Source organism: Amycolatopsis pretoriensis (genome assembly GCF_900107925.1).
GTDB classification, from domain to species: domain Bacteria; phylum Actinomycetota; class Actinomycetes; order Mycobacteriales; family Pseudonocardiaceae; genus Amycolatopsis; species Amycolatopsis pretoriensis.
Window position 1 is genome coordinate 383572 of sequence record NZ_FNUJ01000003.1, and the last position, 16938, is coordinate 400509.

Below are 16938 nucleotides of genomic sequence, written 5' to 3' on the forward strand. Positions count from 1 at the left end.
AGCGGGGCACAGGCTCTTCGCCGGTTTTCCTACCGGCGCCTTGCTTCGGCGTACTGCTTCGCGTGCTCGAGCGTGACGCGGCTGTTGCCGCTCAGCGCGTCTTGGACGTGCTTCCTCGCGTCGGACACCGCGGCGTCTTCACCGAGCACCGGCGCGATGTTGCCGGCGTCGAGCACCACCGTGTGCTGTGACGACACCGTGACTCCGCCGTCGCGCGGCGCGACGGTCCAGCACCCGGTGTGCACCGACAACAACGACGGCAAGGTCACCTGCTTGTAGGCGAGGCAGTGGTTCGGCAGCGGCACCCGGTAGGACTTCGTCGTGTGGGTGGCGCCGTGCGCACGAGTGTCCATCTCCAGGGTCTGCACCCCGTCCGGCTCCCGCACCAGCTTCACCTTCGCCACGTGCGGCAGCCGTTCCGGCCACAGGTCGGCACGGTCGATGAAGTCGTACACGTCCTGCGCGCCACCGTCGACCTCGACCGTGTCCTCGAACGAGAACGCGAGCTCTTCACCGGCCCGCGCGGCTTCGAGGTGCGTCCGCAGTGCCTCGAGTTCGGCCCGCGAGTTGCGGTCGACGGTTTCCTCGATCCAGGCCACCTCCTCCGGGCTGACGGCTTCGTAGTCGTGGACCAGCCGGACCCGGGACTGCCCGTCGCCGGTGGTCCCGATGATCCACTCACCGCCCATCGAGGCGATCGGGGCGGCGCTGACCTCCTGCCGGAACGCGATCCGCAGCTCCTCCGGGAAGAGGTCGCGCCGCGAGATCCAGTTCTTGACCACGCCGTTGGCGGTCGCCCAGATGCGGATGCGTTCCGTGCGCTCGTCGCCCTCGAGCCGATCGACGTGGACGGTCGGCGGGAAGACGTGCGGCCACTGCCGGACGTCGGCGAGGAGCCGGTACACCGATCCGGCGGCCGCCGCGACCGTGATCTCGTGCTGTGTTCCGTGTCGCCCGGACAAGGTCATGCCGCTGCCTCCCAGTGGTAGAACCGCGTCGCGATTTGATCGGCCGTCGAACGCCAGGTACCGGGGTCGTAGACAGTCATGTGGGGATCGAGCTCCCGGCAGATCTCGATGAAGCGCGGATCCTTTTCCTTCCACGCCTCGGCGATCACGGCCTTCCCGTTCTGCTCCGGGAAGTCCTGGATGTGGAAGTACACCCCGTGGTGGGTGAACAGCTGGCGCCGGTGCGTACCCATCCGGTACGGGAAATCGGTGGCGTCCAGCCCCGCGAACAGGGCGGCGACCTCCGGCCGGGCGCTCTGGTCCATCCTGTTCACGACGATCGTGCTGTGCGTCGAACCGGCGGCGGTATCCTTCCACCCGCGCTGCTGCCACAGGTAGAACGGCGTGGCCGCGGAATCCGCCGCGCCGCGCCAGCTGTCCGGCCGCAGCGGGGCGACCAGTGCGTTCAGCTTCTGCTGGTGCGTCACCACCCGGGGGTCGGTCTTCAGCACCTCGATCTGCGCGTCGTCGGGTTCCCGACCGAAGTCGACGACGTTGATGTGCAGGTCGTGGTAGGTGTACATCTGCCGTTTGCGGACACCGGCCAGGTGCGGCAGATCCGAAGCGTCGAACCGGGCGAAGAGATCGGACACCGCCGGCGCCGCGTCCGCGTCCATGGTCCCGACGAATACCACGCTGTGCATAGCTTTCCCCTCGACTCGCGTAGGTCACCAGGTGACGGGCAATTCGTGCACGCCGTAGATCAGTCCCTTGTTCTTGAACTTCAGCTCGCCGAAATCCACCGCCAGCCGCAACCCGGGCACCCGCCGGATCAGCGTTTCGAAAACGATCCGCAGCTCGTGCCGGACGAGGTTCGCGCCGAGACACTGGTGCGGGCCGTACCCGAACGCGAGATGGCTGCGGGCGTTGGCCCGGTTGACGTTCAACGCCCCGGGATCGGTGAACACCGAGCTGTCGCGATTGGCCGCGTAGACGTTGGCGACCACACCCTCGCCGGCCCGGACGAGCACCCCGCCGACCTCCACATCCGCCGTCGCGAGGCGAGGCGGACCGAAGTCGAGCACGGAGAAGTACCGGAGGATCTCCTCCACCGCGAGCGGGACCTTGCCGGGATCGGCGGCCAGTTCGGCCAGCTGATCGGGCTCGGACAGCAGAGCGAGCACCCCGAGGGCGATCGTGTCCGTCGTCGTTTCCTGGCCGGCGATCATCAGCAGGACGGCCAGGCTCGAGAGGCCGGCGACGTCGACCTCGCCGCGCTCCCGGCGTTGCTGCGCGATCTGCCTGCTGAGCAGGTCGTCGCCGGGGTGCTCCACCTTCGCGGCGACCAGCGAGTCCATGTACTCCCGCAGCTCTTCGGCGAACCGCACCCGTTCCTCGGCGCTGATGTCGTGCCGGACCGAGCGGGAGGTCAGGTTCTGGAACCGGTCGTAGTCGGTGTGGTCGATGCCGACCAGCCGCGCGGTGAGCATCGACGGTACCGGCATCGCCACCGACCGGATCAGATCGGCGGGCCGCGGCGACGCGAGCAGGTTGTCGACGGCGGTGTCCACGGACTGCTGGATGTGCGGGGTCAACGCCGCTATGCGCCTGGTGGAGAACTCGCTGATCACCGCGCGGCGCGCGGCGGCGTGTTCCTCGCCGTCCATGTTGACCATGAAACGTTCGCTCTTGTCCAGCCCTTCCTTCTGGCCGACCACGAACACCGGGTAGTCGGGGGCGGACTTGTCCGAGCTGAACCGGCGGTCGTTGAGGACGGCACGCACGTCCTCGTACCGGGTCAGGAGCCAGGCCGGACGCCCGTCGACCATGCGGATACCGCGGACGGGCTGCTCGGCGCGGGACTCGGTGTAGATGTGCGGTTCGGTGAACGGACACTCGCGATGAAACGGAAACTGAGGCGGCTCGGTCGTCATGGGGCTTCCTCCGGCAAGAGATTCCACTCTTTCAGAATCATCGTACGAGACCACCTCCGGTTACGATTACAAGAAAACTTGAAATTGACTGCATAATTATTTGACACACCTGGCCATCAACTGAATTGACGCTGCCAAGAATGCCTGGATAAAATCGTGATCATGAGTATTCAGCTCGGATACCACATCGCGTCATTCAATCACGAAATCTCGCTGACCGAGTTGTTTTCCGCCGTCACCGCTCAAGCGCGTGCCGCGGAAAACGCCGGATTCGACGTGCTGACGGTCAGCGATCACCTCTACCAGCCGCCCCTCATCGGCGAACCCGACGAGCCGATCCTCGAGGCGTACACGACCCTGGCGGCGTTGGCGGCCACCACCACGCGGATCCAGCTCTCGGCCATGGTGACCGGCAACCTCTTCCGCAACCCGGCGTTGCTGGCCAAAATCGTCACCACCCTCGACGTGATCAGCGGCGGACGGGCGGTGCTCGGCATCGGCGCGGGCTGGTTCGAGCTGGAACACCGCGGCTACGGATTCGACTTCGGCACCGCGGCGGACCGGGCCGACCGCCTGGAGGAGGCGCTGCGGATCGCGGTGCCGATGCTGCGCGGAGGCCGTCCGACGCTGAACGGAACCTGGTACCGCGCCGAGAACGCCATCAACGAGCCCCGCCTGCGCGATGACCTTCCCGTGCTGGTCGGCGGCGGCGGCGAACGCCGGACTTTCGCGTCCGCCGCACGCCACGCCGACCACCTCAACATCATCTGCAACCCGGCCGAACTCCCCCGCAAGATGCGGGCCCTGCGAGACCGGTGCGCGGAGGCCGGGCGCGATCCCGAGACGCTGGAAGTCAGCTTCGCGACCCCGATGATGATCGACGAGGACGGGGACCGCGCCCGGAAGCGGCTGCGCGACCTGGTTCTCCGTTCCGGCGTCGACATCGCTCGGCTGTCCGGCACCGAGCGCGCCGCCGCCACGGACCGGTTCTTCGTCGGCACCCCCGCCGAGGTCGCCGACCAGATCAGGACCAAGGTCTTCGCCCACGGCGTGCGCGGGCTGATGGTGAACCTCCTGGCCGACGGCCACGAGCCGGGTGTCATCGAGCTCGCCGGACGCACCCTGGCCCCGCTGGTGCGAGACTGCTGAGCCGCCCGGGCCCGCCGTTCGTCAGAGCGTCAGGCCCCCGTCGGCGGTGATGGTGGCGCCGGTGATGAAGCCGGCCTCCTCCGAGGAAAGGTGGGCCACCAGCGAGGCGATCTCGGCCGGCGACCCGAACCGCCCGAGCGCCACCAGCGGCAACAACGGGATGTCCATCGGCCCGTCCGCACCGTCCGCGTCGAGCATGTCGGTTTCGATGGGGCCGGGCTCGATCAGGTTCACCGTTATCCCGTACTCGCCGAGGTCGCGCGCCAGCCCCTTGGTGAGGCCGCACAACGCCGATTTGCTCATCCCGTAGAGCGTGCCCATCGGTTGCGGGAACCAGCGGGCGCCGATGCTGCCGATGTTGATGATCCGCCCACCCGCGCGCAGGTACTTCGCGGCCGCCTGTGCCCCGATCAGCGCGGCACGGACGTTGACCGCCAGAATCCGGTCGATCTGCTCGAGCGTGATCTTGGGAAGTTCCTCGCCCATCAGGATTCCGGCGTTGTTGACGAGGATGTCGAGCCTGCCGAACTCGGCCGCCGCACTGTCGATCGCCGCCGCTTGGGCGGCCGGATCCGCGGCGTCGGCACGGATCGCGACGGCCCGCCCGCCGCGGGATTCGATCTGCCGCACGACCTTTCCGGCCTCCTCCGCCGAATTCAGGTACGTGAAGGCGACGCGCACCCCGGCGTCGGCCAGCCGGATCGTCGTCGCCGCGCCGATTCCGCGGCTTCCTCCGGTGACCACCGCTGCTTTACCGGCCAAATTCGACATCTCGGGTTCCTTTGCCTCGAAGCTCACCGTTTTCCCGGCGCCAGACGACCACGCGGCGCCGGCGTGGGCCGGCCGTGGTGATGTGCAGCCGGTCGCCGTCCAATTCCGCGACGCGCTCCTGTTCCGTGCCCACCCAGTCGGCTCTCGACGACACGACGATCCGGTGGACCAGCCGGTCGCCCTCGATGCGCCAGCGACCGGCGTAACCCATGAACCGCGGTTCGCCCGGAGACGCTCGCATCATGCTGACGCTCAGGTACCCGTCCGGCAGGTACAGCAGGAACCCGGCGGGCCGCGGGCCCAGCGGTCCGGCGGGATCGCCGAACGTCTCGAGCTCCCACGCGCCGACGAGCTCGTCCGGCGCCGGCGTCACGCTGCCACTTCCTCTCGCGGCTTGCGCAGGACCACGGCCGCGTTGAACCCGCCGTACCCACGCGCCACCACCAGCGCGGTGGTCAGCGACGCCGGACGTGCGGTACCGACGACCAGATCGAGCGGGTGGTCCGGGCCCGGTTCGACGTTGACCGTCGGCGGGATGACGCCCTCGGCCATCGCCAGCAGGGCCGTCGCGGTGTCCAGGGGGCCGGCCCCGGAATAGAGCCGGCCGGTCATCGTCTTCGGTGCGGTCACCGGTACCGCGCGTGGCCCGAACACCGCGGTGATGGCCGCGGCCTCGATCCGGTCCTGAGCGGGAGTACCGGCGGCATCGGCGAAAACGACGTCCACCTCGGCGGGTGTGGTCCGGGCATCGGCCAGTGCCAGCTCGATGGCCTTGCGCAGGGCGGGTTCACGACCGCTGCCGGGACGGGCGTCGAACGTGGCGCCGTAACCCGCGACCTCCCCGTAGACGTGCGCACCCCGACGGCGGGCATGCTCGGCGGATTCCATGATGACGATCGCACCGCCCTCCCCCGGCACGTGTCCGCACGCCCGCGGGTCGAACGGCAGGTAAGCCTGGCTCGGGTCGCCGGCGGCGGAAACGAGACCGCTGGTCCACAACGCGGCCCAGCCCCACGGGCACAGCGTGGCGTCCATGGCGCCGGAGACGATCAGGCTGGTGCCCTTGCGGATCTGCCTGCGGGCTTGGGCGAGCGCGTCCAAGCCGCCGGCCTGGTCGCTGACCACCACCCCACCCGGTCCCTTCATCCCGTGCCGGATGGAGATCTGCCCGCTGTTCACCGCGTAGAACCAGGCGAACGACTGGTAGGCGCTCACGTACCGGCTGCCCCGGCTCCACAACTGCTGCAGCTCACCTTGGGCGAACTCGAAGCCACCGGAGGTACTGGCCGTGATCACTCCCATTTCGAACTCCGGCAGCCGGGCCGGCTCGACACGCGCGTCGGCCAGTGCCCATTCGGCGGCGACGAGCGCCAGCCGCGTCACCCGATCCGTCTGCGGCAGCAGCCGGGCCGGCAGCAGGTCTTCCGGCCGGAAGCCGGCGATCTCCCCGGCGAGGGTGGCCGGGTAGCGCGCGGGGTCGAAGCGCGTCACCGGTCCGATACCGCTGGTCCCGGCGCTCGCCGCGGCCCAGTACTGCTGCTTGCCGAGGCCGTTGGGGGCGGTGATGCCCAAGCCGGTGATCACTGCGCCGGTCATGCCGCTTCGCCTTCCGGCCGGGTGAGCACCATCGCGCTCTGGAAGCCGCCGAACCCGCTGCCGACGGTCAGGACGGCGTCGGTGACGTGCTCCCGGGCGGTGACCGGCACGTAGTCCAGATCGCATTCGGGATCCGGTGTCCGCCAGTTCGCCGTCGGGGGAACGACGTTGTGCTCGATCGCGAGCGCGGACGCGGCGATCTCGATCGAACCGATCGCCCCCAGCGAATGCCCGACCATCGACTTGATGGAGCTGACCGGCGTCCGGTAGGCGTGCTCGCCCAGGCTGCGCTTGAACGCGGCGGTTTCGTGCCGGTCGTTCTGCTTGGTGCCGGAACCGTGCGCGTTGACGTAGTCGATCTCGTCGCCGTTCAACCGGGCGGCCGCGAGGGCGACGCGGATCGCTTCCGCCATTTCGGCTCCGTCCGCGCGCAAACCCGTCATGTGGTAGGCGTTGCTGCGGGTGGCGTACCCGGCGATTTCGGCGTAGACGTGGGCACCCCGCGCGCGGGCACTGCCCAGTTCCTCCAGGACGAACATCGCCGCGCCCTCGCCGAGCACGAAACCGTTCCGCGTCCGGTCGAACGGCCGCGACGCGCGCTCCGGCTCGTCGTGGCGCGGCGTGGTGGCCTTGATCGCGTCGAAACAGGCCATCGTGATCGGGGAGATCGGGGCGTCGGACGCGCCGGTGATCATCACATCGGCGGTGCCTTCCCGGATCAGGTCGACGGCGTAGCCGACCGCATCGATGCCGGACGTGCAGCCGGACGACACGACGGCGCACGCCCCCTGGGCGCCGGTCGCCAACGCGATCTCGGCAGCGAACGAACCCGGCGTCAGGTGGTGGTAGAGATGCTGGTCGGCGTAGTCCTGATCGACCAGGTGCAGCCGACCGCCGTCGCTGATCACGCGGTAGTCCTGTTCCAGCCGCATGGTGGCACCCACGGCACTGCCGAGCGCGACGCCGACGCGGTACGGGTCCAGGGCGTCGAGCTCGACGCCGCTGTCGGCGATCGCCTCCCTCGCCGCCAGGACGGCGAACTGCGCCGCACGATCCATCCGCTTCGCTTCCTGCGGCGAGAGGCCGTGCTCCAGGGGATCGAAGTCGATCTCGGCGGCTACCCGCGAGCGGAAGGGTGAAGGGTCGAAGAAGGTGATCCCACGGGTGGCCGTGCGCCCTTCGGTCAGCAGGTTCCAGAACCGCTTGGTGCCGAAACCCCCCGGAGCGATGACCTCCATACCGGTTATCCCGACACGACGGGTATGGTTCGCCAGGCGTGTTCCACGCATATGAGATCCCCCAGGATTCGGGCTGTTCCGACACTTTTCATACAGATTGTCTCGGTAGCGCCGAAAAGATCGCAAGATCACTTTGTTCACGACTCGTACATATCGCGAATGAGGTTCGGAAGTTTCACCGCGATTTCCAGGGAAACTTCAGGACATCGTCAGATGTTTCGCAAGTCGTACCGAGCCGGCCGGGTCGAACCCAAAGAACCGGCCCCTACCAGCGCGAACGCGATAGGGGCCGATCTACGTCTCACCGGTCGGGCCGGGCTAGCCGCGCAAAGCGCTCCCCGCCTGCCAAGCAGCCCAGCTGATCGCCCAGTCGCCGTGGCCGTTGTTGATCGACAGCTGCGGTCCGCCCGAATTGGTGACCTCGACGACGTCCCCCGTGTTGAAGTTGTCGAAGAACCACTTGGCGTTCTCTGTGTTCATGTTCAGGCAACCGTTGGACACGTTGTCGCTGCCCTGGACGCTTACCGTCTTCAGGTTCTCGTGCAGGTACTCGCCGTCGTTGGAGATGCGGACGTTCCAGTTCTCCGGTGCGCTGTAATAACCCGGGTCGCCTTCGCACACTCCGTACGTGCACGAGTCCATGATCTTGTGTTCCTCCTTCGACAGCACCGTGTGCGTGCCGTTGAAGGTCGGCGTCGGGCCGCGCGGCGGGGTGTTGGCCGTCTTGCCCATGCTGATCGGTGCCGTCTTCACCAGCTGTCCGTTGTGGAACGCCTTGATCTGGTGCGTCTTGCCGTCCGCCTTGGCGATCCAGGAGTCGTGCACCTTGTACGTCGCCGTGACGTCCTGGCCGCCGTACACCTCGCCGCCGATCGGGGTGCCGAACGTCGTCGTCTCGAGCTTCACCGTCGAGCCGGCTTTCCAGTAGTCCTTGGGCCGGAAGTGCACCTCGCGCTTGCTCACCCAGTACCAGCTGCCGTCCTGGGACGGCGACGAAGTCACCTTCAGCGATTTCTCGACCGTGGCCTTGTCGGTGATGTCGTGGTCGAACTTCAGGCCGATGATCAGGCCGACCCCGACGTCGTTCGACGCCGGCTGGAAGAGCGCGGGCGTCGCGACACCGGCCGGCTTGATCGTGTGCACTTCCGCGCGCTGCTCGGTCGCCGCGCCCGCCTGGTTGACCGCCGTGGCGACCACTTGGTACGTGGCGTTGTACCGGAGGTGGTCGTCGCTGGTCCAGGTCGTCTTGTCCGGCGAGAGGTCGCCCTTGACGGCGTTGCCGGTCTGCGGGTTGGTGACGGTGACCGCCTGCAGCGTGCCACCGGACACCTTGACGACGATCGGGTCCTTCGGGCTCAGCCGGTCCCCACCCTCGAACGCCACCGTCGCGGCCGGTACCCCGGGCGTGGTGGCCGCCGTCCCGGCCGCTCCGACGGCCTGCGCCGTCCCCGCGGTCTGTCCACTGCACGCCGCCAGCAACAAGCCGGCCAAGCCGAGTCCGGCGATACGGATCACTCTCACGCTGTCAGAGACGTCCGAACCCCGCTGCGCGTTGTGTCACGATTCGATCTCTTGAAGACGCTCTGACTACGCGTGACGGCCCCTCCCTCGATCGAGGCCGACTCGGCCCGGATGGCTCAATGACGGCCGCGGCGGGAGGCGCTGCGGGCCAGCGCGTCGACTCGCTCGCGGACCTCGTGGTCGGCTCGGTAGACCGCCAGCAACGCCCGGATGCGGGTGTTCACGTCCGCCCCGTCGTCCACCCGGCCCTGGCGCAGCACCCGGGCGTCGTCGGGGTGCAGATAAACGCTCACGCGGTGCGCCGTCACCGTTTCGACCGTGAGGATCCGCGGGTCCTCCGGATCGTCCGCAGGGTCGTCGACGCGTTCTCTGCTCGCCATTTCGTCCTCTTTGAACTCGGCACGGTTGATCACTCCTTTCGAGTCTGATCACGCGAACCGGGAATGACCAGACGGCCATTGGAGTGACACCGCGCGCACGATCGAGGCAGGCCAGCGCCCGTCCACAAGGTACTCGACGGACCTCGTGAAAGCGCCTTGACGCATTCACGTCAAATCGTCAACCACAATGGTGTAATTGGTCCGATGCGGCGAACAACCGCCTGCAAACATTTCCTTTTCCGGAGAACTGCCTACAGTTCCATCTCGGAAGATACCGCTTTCGAACGGAGGAACCATGGCTCTCGAAAAGATGTCCGACCAGTTCCAGGGACTGCCGATGGAGTCGCTCATCGGCGGTCCGCTGACCGCGGCCTGCAACGCCCAGGTGATGCTCGCGAACTCCACCGCGACCTACATCAACACGGTCGGCTTCGACCGCCCGCCCGACGGGCCGGTCACCGACCAGGCCGGCTTCGCCCGGCTGCGGACGGTGAAGTTCGCTTTCCAGCGCCCGCGCGAAGTCCCGCCCACCGGTGACACGGGCGGCGAAGGAACCGCGGTGACCGAGGACGTCAGCCTCTCCGTGCCGCTGCTGTCCATGGTCCCGGTGCCGAACCTGCAGGTGGACACCGTCGACGTCGCCTTCGACATGGAGGTGAAGTCCGCCGAGCAGTCGAAGGACAGCAAGGACGTCGAAGCCTCGCTCGACGCCAAGGGCGAGGGCCGGATCGGGCCGTTCAGCCTGTCGGTCTCGGTGCACGGCAAGGTCGCGACGCACCAGGAGAACACCCGCAGCTCCGACAACTCCGCCAAGTACCACGTGGCGGTCAAGGCGACCAACCACGCGATGCCCGAAGGTCTCGCCCGGGTCTTCGACATCATGGCGACGTCGATCGCCCCGGTGACGACGGTCATGCCCGACAAGCCCGCCGACAAGGCGGTCGCGGCGAAATGACCGGCGAGACCGTCGCGACGATCCTGCGGGCGCTGCACCACGCGGTGCTCGACGCCCAGCAGCTGGCCGAACAGGAGCACGTGCGCCAGCTGCGCCGGCACACACTCGGCGACGCCGGCGAGAGCCGTGCGCCGCAGCTGCTGCCGGTCACGATCCCGGGCACCCTGCCCGAGGCCGAGGACCAGGAGATCCAGGTACCGGTGCTCGCCCTCGCGCCGCCGCACCCGTTGCGGATCCACGACGTGACGGTCAGCTTCCGGGCCCGGCTGCTCGGCCTCGGCACCGCCCCGGACACGCCGGGCGACCCGGCCGCCGTCGCGCCGTTGCTCGCGTCGCTCGGCTCCGGCGACGACGGCGACTTCGCCCAGTTCAAGGTCACCTTCGAGACCGGTGAGCGGCCCGAGGCGTTCGCCCGGCTCCTCGACCGGATGACCACCAGCAACGTGCCGTGAAAGGAGAACTGCCGTGACCACACCGGATCCGCCGGCGGACACCCTGTCCCTCGACCAGATGATCGCGGCGCCCGTCGTCTCGGCGGCCCGGGCGGCCGAAGCCCTCGCGGACGCGTCGGCGGACTTCGTGCGCCGGGTCGGCGTCGACGAACGAGGCGCCGTCCGGACCGTCGACTTCGCGTTCAGCCGGCCCGTCGAACAGCCGGGCCCGGCGGACGAGCCGGCCGTCGAGGCCCAGGACGTCCACGTCTCGCTGCCGCTGCTGGCCCTGGTTTCGGTGCCCAGCCTGCGGATCGACTCCTTCGAGACGCACTTCAGCCTCGAGATCCGCTCGCTGGCACCGACCGGCGGTGACACGCCGCAGGTGCTCGTGAAACCCGCCGCCCAGCGGGAAAACACGCGGGACACCGACAAGACGGCGAAGTACACGGTCGACCTGCGCGCGTCGGCGGCACCGCCGTCGGAGGCGCTGGCGCGCGTGCTCGACCTGATGGCGCAGTCGGTCACCGCCGTCGCGCGGCCGCCGGCGAAGGGCTGACCGGTGGACACCGTCACCGACCGGCTGCGGACGCTGTTCCGCGACCTGAACGGCGAGTTCGGCGCGGTCCCGATGCGGACGCTGGAGGCCGCGTTCTGGATCGCCGCGCCGGGCGGCGCCCGGGCCGTGCGGGTCGTGGTCGGCGGCGGTGCCGCCCGGGTGTCTTCGACGCCGGTGCCCGCACCCGCGTGCGTCACCGTCCGGCGACGCGCCGGCCGGCTCGTCGCACGCTGGGCACCGGTTCCGGACGCGACGACTTACGTTGTAAGGCTGGTGCGCGGCGGTGTCACGCTGCGCACCAGCACCGTCTCGGGCACGACGGCGGTGGTGCCGTTCTGCCCCCTCCGCCGCGGCCGCCGGTACGCGGTCGTGGTCGCGGCCCGCACCCGGGTCCGCGGCCCGGGGACAGCCGTCCCCGTGAACAACCGTTAACACGAAGAAAGGGCAGCCCATGGACTACGAAAAGATCAGCTCGAAGGTGCCCGGTTCCGGCGTGCAGGGCTTCGACCAGTCGGTCGAGGCCGCCCGCGAGCGCGTGCACATCGGCGACGGCGTGTGCCGGGCCCTGGTCGTGCACTGGCTGGTGGCGAAGGCCCGCGGCGAGGACTACTGGACGAGCAGCGGCAAGGTGACCGAGCCGCTGCTGGCGGCCTCGACGAGGCTGTCCAAGGCGGTCCGCCTGCAGGAGGAGTACGAACGCGTCGCGCAGTCGCGGCTCGTGCTCGACCCGGCCACGGAACAGGCGCTCTCGGAAGGCGGCCTCGGGTTCGTCATCCGGGACACGACGGCGTCGGCCCAGTGGGGCTTCGCGACGGAGAAACCGAACGACGAGCCGGAGAAGATCGTCCACGCGGCGTTCGACGCGCACTCGCGGGCGTTCATCCTGTCGATCAAGGGCACTTCGGGCGGCCACTCGCTCGGCGTGTACCGCCACTCCCGCGAGGTCCACCTGTTCGACCCGAACATCGGTGAGTTCGTGGCGAAGTCGGAAGCCGGGCTGCGCGCGCTGCTGCTGGCGATCGCCGCGGCGTACCGGGAACACCGGATGAACCTCCACGACAGCTACATCCTGTGGAGCTTCGCCGGCTGATCGGCGACCGGGTCGCGCCGCGAGTGCTCGCGGCGCGACCCCAGCCGGTAGTTCCCCGGCGCGACGCCGAACTGGCGCTTGAACGCGTGCGAGAACGCGAAAGGCGAGCCGTAGCCCACCTTCGCGGCGATCGACGGCAGCGGCAGCTCCGTGTCGTGCAGCAGCCGGGCCGCGGTCGTCAAGCGCCACCACGTCAGGTACGCCATGGGCGGGTGACCCGTCAACGTCGTGAACCGGCGGGCCAGCGTCGCCCGGGACAGTCCCACCCGGTTCGCCAGGTCCTCGATCCGCCACGGCGCCTCGGGATTCGCGTGCAGGGCTTCGAGCGCCGCCGCGATCGGCGGGTCGCGCAAGGCCTCGGGCCAGCCCGTCGCCGGGTTCTGCTCCAGCCACGCCCGAAGCAGGTACACCAGCAGCAAGTCCAGGAGGCCCGTCAGCGCCGTCGACGCGCCGGGGCGGTTCGCGGCCACTTCGCCGCCCAGCAGGTCGATCGCCGCCCGGAGTTCCGGGTGGCTGCCGATCCGGGCCGGGACGTGGACCACCTCCGGCAGGGTCGCCAGCACCGGGTGCCGGCGGGTCCGGGACTGGCGGTACTTGCCGCACAGGAACTCCGTGCGGCCGGCCGGGTCGGCCACCGCCGTTTCGAACGGCACCGCGCCGGACCCGTCCGGGCGGGACGACAGCGTGTGCTCGCCGCCGTGCGGCACCAGGACCGCGTCACCCGCGCTCAGCTGGATCGGCGAACCGCCGGGCGGGATCAGCCAGCCGCTTCCGCGTAGCAGCACGTGGAAGCCCGCGCCCTCGTACGGCGCGAAGCGGTAACACCACTCGTCGCCGGCACGCAGGCGGTTCGACGTCGGCCGGCCGAGACGCACCGCCGCGATCGCGTCGCTCAGCAAATCCACCCCACGACCATACCGTGAGCGGATCACGTATCAGAACGAGCGGATAACGCATTGGAACGCTCAGCCGGTCGCGGCAGAGTGGAGACATGCACATCGGTGACGTCGAAATCGTGAAGGTGGTCGAATGGCAGGGCGAGATCGCGCCCGCCCGGACCATCGTGCCCAGCCCGGCCGCGCTCTGGGAGGACAACGCCGAGTGGCTCGCGCCCGACCACTGGAACGCCGGAACCGGCGGCTACCGCGGCGCGGTCCAGACGTGGGTGCTGCGCAGCGAAGGCCGGATCGTCCTCGTCGACACCGGCGTCGGCAACGACCGCCAACGCCCGCAGATCCCGCTGTTCGACCACCTGTCGACGCCCTTCCTCGACCGGCTCGCCGACGCCGGCGTCCGGCCCGAGGACGTCGACGTCGTCGTCAACACCCACATCCACTATGACCACGTCGGCTGGAACACGGTGCCGCGCAACGGTGATTGGGTGCCCGCCTTCCCCAACGCGACCTACCTGATCCCCCGCGCCGACCAGACGTACTTCGACCCGCGCAACGCCCACCGGCGTCCGGCCCCGCGCACTGAACACGATCAGCTCCGGCGGGAGGGCAGCCTGCTCGTCTACGCCGACAGCATCGCCCCCGTGCTCGGCAAAGCCGTGCTGTGGGAGGGAATTCACCGCATCGACCGCAACCTCACTTTGGAACCCGCGCCCGGCCACACTCCCGGTTCGTCGGTGCTGCGGGTGGTTTCGGGGAACGACCGCGCGGTGTTCGTCGGTGACCTGCTGCACAGTCCGGTGCAGATCCTCGAGCCGGAGCACAGCAGCTGCTTCTGCGAAGACCCGGTGCGAGCCGCCGCCACCCGGCGCAGCGTCCTCGCGCGCGCCGCGGACGGCCACGAACTCGTCGTCCCCGCGCACTTCGCCGGCCCCGGTGCCGTCGAAGTCCGGCGCGACGGCAGCCGGTTCGCCATCCACCGGTGGCCCGCCGATCCTGTTGAAACGCTGTGAATCGGACAGATCTGGCACTCCCCGCCCCGCCCGCGCGTTCTCAGGGGGACGGAGGAGGAACCATGGGTGCACTAGGGACGTTGCTCGGCTTCGCGCTGACCGTCTACATGCTCGTGCTGATCGCGCGGATGGTGCTCGACTGGGTCGGGATGGTCGCCAACAGCCCGCCGTGGACGCGGCGGGCGCGGAGCCTCGCCTACGCGGCCACCGAGCCGGTCATCGGGCCCGTGCGGCGGGTCGTGCGGCCGGTGCGGCTCGGCGGGATCTCGCTCGATCTCGCGTTCACGCTCGTCTTCATCGGCGTCGTCGTGCTGCGGGGGATCGTCTTCGCGCTCTAAAGGCTGCCGCGGAATCCCGCCGAAAGGCGGTCGATACCGCGTTCGAGCTCGGTGCGGACGCCGCGCAGGTCGATGCCGTCCGGGTCGATCAGCGCCTGCATCGAAATGCCGCGCAGCTGGGCCAGCATGGCCGAGGCGTACGCGTCGGCGTCGCGGACGCCGGTGATCGATCCGTCCGCGACGCCGCTGGCCAGCGTCTGCGCGATCGCGAACCGGAACCGGCGGTCGGCTTCGGTCAGCGCGCCGCGCAGCGCCGAGTACTCCGCCGCCGCGTCGCCCCAGAGCGCCAGGAACGCCTGGTTGAGCGTCGGCATCGTGCGGATCAGCTCGAAGATGATGTCGACGAGCGCGCGCAGCAGGTCCATCGGGGTCGCGGTGGCCGCGCCGGTCCGCGCCGCGACGGCTTCGCTGTAGGAATTGGTGAACTCCTCGACGGCGTACTCGACCAGCCGTTTGCCGAGGCCGTCCTTGTCGCCGAAGTGCTGGAAGATGACCGACCGCGCGTAACCGGACCGGGCGCAGACGGCCCCGAGCTTCAGCCTGCCGAAACCCTCGTCGGCGATGAGGTGCGCGGCGGCGTTCAGGATGCGCGCCTCGACGGCGGCGTCTTCGCCGTCCTGCGGGATCCGGTCTTCGGCGGAGCGGTCCACGCGCGTCATGCTAGCCACTCGAACCGGACACCACCGGCCGAACAGCCGAACGGGCTTGTCGTGCCGGCCGCGGCGAGGCCGGCCGAGCTCGTTCGCGAGCTCCGCTCGCACCATTAATCGGACAGGGGAATCAAGGTCCCTTCTGCTGGACGACGAAGGCACACCACGAACGGCCGCGAAAGATCAGAAAGCCGCCGGCCGGGTGCTGTGAATCTCGAATACGGACCGAATTACCGCCCACGACGAGTTCCACACACCCGCCGTCGGGGTTCTGGCATCGCGAGCTTTTCCGCCACGACGGCTGATGATCGTCGATCTCCACAGGTCGAGCCGTGCTTCGTTGCACCGCAACCCCCTCAGGCTCCGCGAACAGGTCGAGGATAGCGGATCCGCGCACCTCGTCCCGGTGGGGGAAAGTGGACAATTCCCGGTCAACAACACACGGAGTGAACCGTCGTTGAGCCAAGGAGATGACGGCAAACGACGACTCAAACCGGTCAACGTCTCATTGCGGACGGCTTCCGATGAATGTCGACAGTGCAGATGCACGTTCGTCCAGTTCGGCGAACAAATCGATGTAGTGGCAGACCTCATCGGCGTCGTTCTTCACCGCGACGTCTTCGCCCGGCTGGTTCACGTAGACGACGTGCTCGGGCCCGTCGTCGAAGTCGAAGATCGTGAACGACACCTGCATCCCGTCGCGCACGCCGGCACCGAAGGGCCGCACCTTGATCGCGATGTGCTTCAGCCGGTCCAGCTCCTGGAGGTGTTCGATCTGGGCCTGCATGATTCCGGGGCCGCCCACGTGGCGCAGGAGGACGGACTCGTCGAGGACGAAGACCGCCGAGGGGCCGCCCTCGGCGACGATGCCTTCCTGGCGCGTGAGCCGCATCCGGACGGCGCGCTCGACGAGCTCGGACTCGGACCCGAAGTCCTGCAGCACCGCACGGGCGTAGTCGGCGGTCTGGAGCGCGCCGGGCACGACCAACGACTGGAAGTGCCTGATACCGGACGCACCGGCCTCGCTGGCGACGAAGTTGACCAGTTTGGGGTTGAAGCTGTCCCGGTACTCGTCCCACCACGCCTTCCGCCGAGCCGCCTTGGCCACCTCGACCAGCTCCGCAACCCGGTCCGGCTCGGTTATCCCGTAGAGCTGGAGCAGGGCACGAAGGTCCGTCGTGGACACGCCGACGGCACCGGTCTCGATCCTGATCACCTTCGACGTCGACCAATCGAGTTGCTCGGCGACACTCCTCTGGGTGAGCCCCGCGTGCGTCCGCGCTTGGCGCAACCGGGTCCGCAACCGTCTCTGCTGGGCGAGCGGGTTCAGCTCGGTGGCCATGACACCGTCCTCCCTCCTCGCCATGTACCGGTCAGCGAGGTACGATCTGCCACGTGGCGTTCTGCCACTGACTAATTGATACCGCACCTACTGCTCGGTATCAACGGCAGGCAGGCGAGGATCGGCAGCCA

General features: G+C 68.9%; 21 protein-coding genes. 8 read left to right on the plus strand and 13 right to left on the minus strand.

Features of this window, described 5'->3' with window-relative positions; all coding sequences use genetic code 11:
- Positions 1–29 precede the first annotated feature (29 nt).
- The 3 genes from BLV96_RS14295 to BLV96_RS14305 are packed head-to-tail and all read right to left on the minus strand — an operon-like array spanning position 30 to position 2881.
- On the minus strand, positions 30–968 hold the full coding sequence (locus BLV96_RS14295) for an aromatase/cyclase (protein WP_086672715.1): 939 nt from the start codon (positions 966–968) through the stop codon (positions 30–32).
- Positions 965–1651: a TcmI family type II polyketide cyclase gene (locus BLV96_RS14300; RefSeq protein ID WP_086672717.1), complete on the minus strand. Its 687-nt coding sequence runs from the start codon at positions 1649–1651 to the stop codon at positions 965–967. Before BLV96_RS14300 ends, BLV96_RS14295 begins: the two co-directional genes overlap by 4 nt.
- A gap of 24 nt (positions 1652–1675) precedes the next feature.
- Positions 1676–2881, minus strand: a complete 1206-nt coding sequence (locus tag BLV96_RS14305; RefSeq protein WP_086672719.1) for a cytochrome P450 — start codon at positions 2879–2881, stop codon at positions 1676–1678.
- 162 nt (positions 2882–3043) lie between these two features.
- On the opposite strand from BLV96_RS14305, the gene BLV96_RS14310 reads away from it, so the two are divergent.
- On the plus strand, positions 3044–4030 hold the full coding sequence (locus tag BLV96_RS14310; RefSeq protein WP_086672788.1) for a TIGR03560 family F420-dependent LLM class oxidoreductase: 987 nt from the start codon (positions 3044–3046) through the stop codon (positions 4028–4030).
- 21 nt (positions 4031–4051) lie between these two features.
- Here the strand turns inward: BLV96_RS14310 and BLV96_RS14315 are convergent, their stop codons facing one another.
- From BLV96_RS14315 to BLV96_RS14340, 6 genes are all read right to left on the minus strand, one after another.
- Positions 4052–4801 carry an SDR family NAD(P)-dependent oxidoreductase gene (locus tag BLV96_RS14315; RefSeq protein WP_086672721.1) on the minus strand — a complete coding sequence of 250 codons (750 nt, stop codon included), beginning with the start codon at positions 4799–4801 and terminating at the stop codon, positions 4052–4054.
- Positions 4782–5174, minus strand: a complete 393-nt coding sequence (locus BLV96_RS14320) for a lipocalin-like domain-containing protein (RefSeq protein ID WP_086672723.1) — start codon at positions 5172–5174, stop codon at positions 4782–4784. Before BLV96_RS14320 ends, BLV96_RS14315 begins: the two co-directional genes overlap by 20 nt.
- Complete coding sequence (locus BLV96_RS14325; protein ID WP_086672725.1) at positions 5171–6397, minus strand: ketosynthase chain-length factor; 1227 nt, start codon at positions 6395–6397, stop codon at positions 5171–5173. Before BLV96_RS14325 ends, BLV96_RS14320 begins: the two co-directional genes overlap by 4 nt.
- Positions 6394–7635 carry a beta-ketoacyl-[acyl-carrier-protein] synthase family protein gene (locus BLV96_RS14330; RefSeq protein ID WP_425266177.1) on the minus strand — a complete coding sequence of 414 codons (1242 nt, stop codon included), beginning with the start codon at positions 7633–7635 and terminating at the stop codon, positions 6394–6396. Before BLV96_RS14330 ends, BLV96_RS14325 begins: the two co-directional genes overlap by 4 nt.
- Before the next feature lie 318 nt (positions 7636–7953).
- The gene (locus tag BLV96_RS14335) at positions 7954–9150 is read right to left on the minus strand and encodes a L,D-transpeptidase (protein ID WP_086672729.1); all 1197 of its coding nucleotides are present in this window, start codon (positions 9148–9150) and stop codon (positions 7954–7956) included.
- 122 nt (positions 9151–9272) lie between these two features.
- A complete protein-coding gene (locus tag BLV96_RS14340; RefSeq protein ID WP_143050962.1) occupies positions 9273–9536 on the minus strand; it encodes a hypothetical protein in 264 nt (87 codons plus the stop codon).
- A gap of 295 nt (positions 9537–9831) precedes the next feature.
- On the opposite strand from BLV96_RS14340, the gene BLV96_RS14345 reads away from it, so the two are divergent.
- From BLV96_RS14345 to BLV96_RS14365, 5 genes are read left to right on the plus strand one after another with little or no spacing between them, the layout of a single operon-like run.
- Positions 9832–10491 (plus strand): DUF2589 domain-containing protein, encoded by a 660-nt coding sequence (locus tag BLV96_RS14345; protein ID WP_086672732.1) that lies wholly within the window; start codon positions 9832–9834, stop codon positions 10489–10491.
- Positions 10488–10943 (plus strand): DUF2589 domain-containing protein, encoded by a 456-nt coding sequence (locus tag BLV96_RS14350; RefSeq protein WP_086672734.1) that lies wholly within the window; start codon positions 10488–10490, stop codon positions 10941–10943. Before BLV96_RS14345 ends, BLV96_RS14350 begins: the two co-directional genes overlap by 4 nt.
- A gap of 13 nt (positions 10944–10956) precedes the next feature.
- A complete protein-coding gene (locus tag BLV96_RS14355) occupies positions 10957–11481 on the plus strand; it encodes a DUF2589 domain-containing protein (protein ID WP_086672736.1) in 525 nt (174 codons plus the stop codon).
- Positions 11482–11484: 3 nt separating this feature from the next.
- Positions 11485–11913, plus strand: coding sequence for a hypothetical protein (locus tag BLV96_RS49835; protein WP_086672738.1), 429 nt, complete (start codon positions 11485–11487; stop codon positions 11911–11913).
- A 19-nt stretch (positions 11914–11932) separates the two neighbouring features.
- Positions 11933–12571, plus strand: coding sequence for a YopT-type cysteine protease domain-containing protein (locus BLV96_RS14365; RefSeq protein ID WP_086672740.1), 639 nt, complete (start codon positions 11933–11935; stop codon positions 12569–12571).
- On the opposite strand, the gene BLV96_RS14370 is transcribed toward BLV96_RS14365, so the two are convergent.
- Positions 12544–13476, minus strand: a complete 933-nt coding sequence (locus BLV96_RS14370) for an AraC family transcriptional regulator (protein ID WP_086672743.1) — start codon at positions 13474–13476, stop codon at positions 12544–12546. The two genes, BLV96_RS14365 and BLV96_RS14370, sit on opposite strands and share 28 nt — an antisense overlap.
- Before the next feature lie 86 nt (positions 13477–13562).
- On the opposite strand from BLV96_RS14370, the gene BLV96_RS14375 reads away from it, so the two are divergent.
- Together BLV96_RS14375 and BLV96_RS14380 are read left to right on the plus strand one after the other, a co-directional pair.
- Positions 13563–14477, plus strand: coding sequence for an MBL fold metallo-hydrolase (locus BLV96_RS14375; protein ID WP_086672745.1), 915 nt, complete (start codon positions 13563–13565; stop codon positions 14475–14477).
- Positions 14478–14539: 62 nt separating this feature from the next.
- Positions 14540–14815, plus strand: coding sequence for a YggT family protein (locus BLV96_RS14380; protein ID WP_086672747.1), 276 nt, complete (start codon positions 14540–14542; stop codon positions 14813–14815).
- Here the strand turns inward: BLV96_RS14380 and BLV96_RS14385 are convergent.
- The 3 genes from BLV96_RS14385 to BLV96_RS14395 form a co-directional block, all read right to left on the minus strand.
- Complete coding sequence (locus BLV96_RS14385; RefSeq protein WP_086672750.1) at positions 14812–15474, minus strand: TetR/AcrR family transcriptional regulator; 663 nt, start codon at positions 15472–15474, stop codon at positions 14812–14814. The genes BLV96_RS14380 and BLV96_RS14385 overlap by 4 nt on opposite strands.
- Positions 15475–15595: 121 nt before the next feature.
- Complete coding sequence (locus BLV96_RS51240) at positions 15596–15862, minus strand: DUF397 domain-containing protein (protein WP_341866091.1); 267 nt, start codon at positions 15860–15862, stop codon at positions 15596–15598.
- A 108-nt stretch (positions 15863–15970) separates the two neighbouring features.
- Positions 15971–16807 carry a helix-turn-helix domain-containing protein gene (locus BLV96_RS14395; protein WP_158104072.1) on the minus strand — a complete coding sequence of 279 codons (837 nt, stop codon included), beginning with the start codon at positions 16805–16807 and terminating at the stop codon, positions 15971–15973.
- Between the last annotated feature and the right edge of the window lie 131 nt (positions 16808–16938).